Source organism: Arthrobacter sp. JCM 19049 (assembly GCF_001310435.1).
This window is the reverse complement of the sequence record NZ_BAXF01000597.1, coordinates 1-1,175: the sequence shown is the minus strand read 5'-3', so window position 1 is coordinate 1,175 and position 1,175 is coordinate 1. Positions and strand designations below refer to the sequence as shown.

The window sequence follows — 1,175 nt, the reverse complement described above, 5'->3', positions numbered from 1 at the left end:
CCGCGCAGCCGGTCGTTGTGCGGTTCGGGCAGGTGCAGGGGCTGTTCCGGCGTCACGGTGAGTTCATCAATGATCACCATGCGCAACCGGTCACGCACCGCCGCGGCCCGCCGCCGCTGCCCGGTCAGGGCAAGGGTGGCCTCACGGGCCAGTGGCGAGACGGCCAGCACGGCCGGGCGTTCGGGCAGTAGCGTGGCGAAACGCTCACCCATGAAAACGATCCGCATGTCGGTGTTGCCGTGGGCGCGGTGCTGATGCATGAACCCTCCGGGGATCCACACCGCACGGTTCCAGGGGGCAATCCAGGATCCGGCATCGGTGAGCATGGATAGCACGCCGGTGGCCGGATACACCAGGTGGCCTTCATCGTGAAGGTGGGCGGGCGTGAAGTGATCATGCCCGAGCAGCAGCGTCTGCTCGGGTGAAAGCAGGTCGTGGCGAGTTTTCAGCATCAAGAGTCACTCTACCGGTTGAGCGTCAGGGGTGACGGGCGAAAACATTGAAGCACAGTGCACCACCGCGCCTTAGGCCGGCGACCAAGGCCAGGGATCTGGCCCAACGCACTTTTATCCCCCCGAACGATGTTGAAGCAAGGATCCGATGACCCCGCGCCCCGAAGACGCCGCTGCCCTGGAAACCTATCCCGTGCCCGGCGGTGAACCTCCCTCCGCCCCGGAGGTGGGCCAGCCCGCCGAACGCGCCCATGGCCGGTGGGCGCTACTGCTGCTCGGTGCGGGGTTGATCCTGATCGGCCTGAACCTGCGCATTGGCGTGGCGGCGATCGGCCCGCTCCTGGCAGAGATCCGCCAGACGCTGGGACTGTCGGCCACCGCGGCAAGCCTGCTCACCACCATCCCGGTCTTCGCCTTCGGGCTCTTCGCGTTCCTCACCCCCGGGCTGACCCGTCGGATCGGGATGCACCGGCTGCTGGGGGTGACCATGCTGACGCTCGCGGCGGGAATCCTGCTTCGCCTGCACCCCAGCCTGCTGGCCCTGTTCGCCGGCACCGTGCTGGTTGGCGCCGCGATCGCGGTGGGCAATGTGGTGATGCCCGCAGCCATCAAACAGGACTTTGCGCACCGTGCGGGGTTGATGATGGGCCTGTACTCCACCGCGCTGTTTTGTCGGCGCCGCCCTGGCATCGGGTCTCACCGCACCCCTGGTCACCGCGCTGG

The 1,175-nt window shown here is 67.5% G+C and carries 1 protein-coding gene and 1 pseudogene; one reads left to right on the top strand and one right to left on the bottom strand.

Annotation, left to right across the window (positions count from 1 at the left end):
• Nucleotides 1-452: pseudogene (locus JCM19049_RS14805) on the bottom strand (AraC family transcriptional regulator); the annotation flags it as partial.
• A 148-nt stretch (nucleotides 453-600) separates the two neighbouring features.
• On the opposite strand from JCM19049_RS14805, the gene JCM19049_RS14800 reads away from it, so the two are divergent.
• On the top strand, nucleotides 601-1,175 hold a 575-nt coding region (locus tag JCM19049_RS14800; protein WP_279403312.1), incomplete at its 3' end, for an MFS transporter.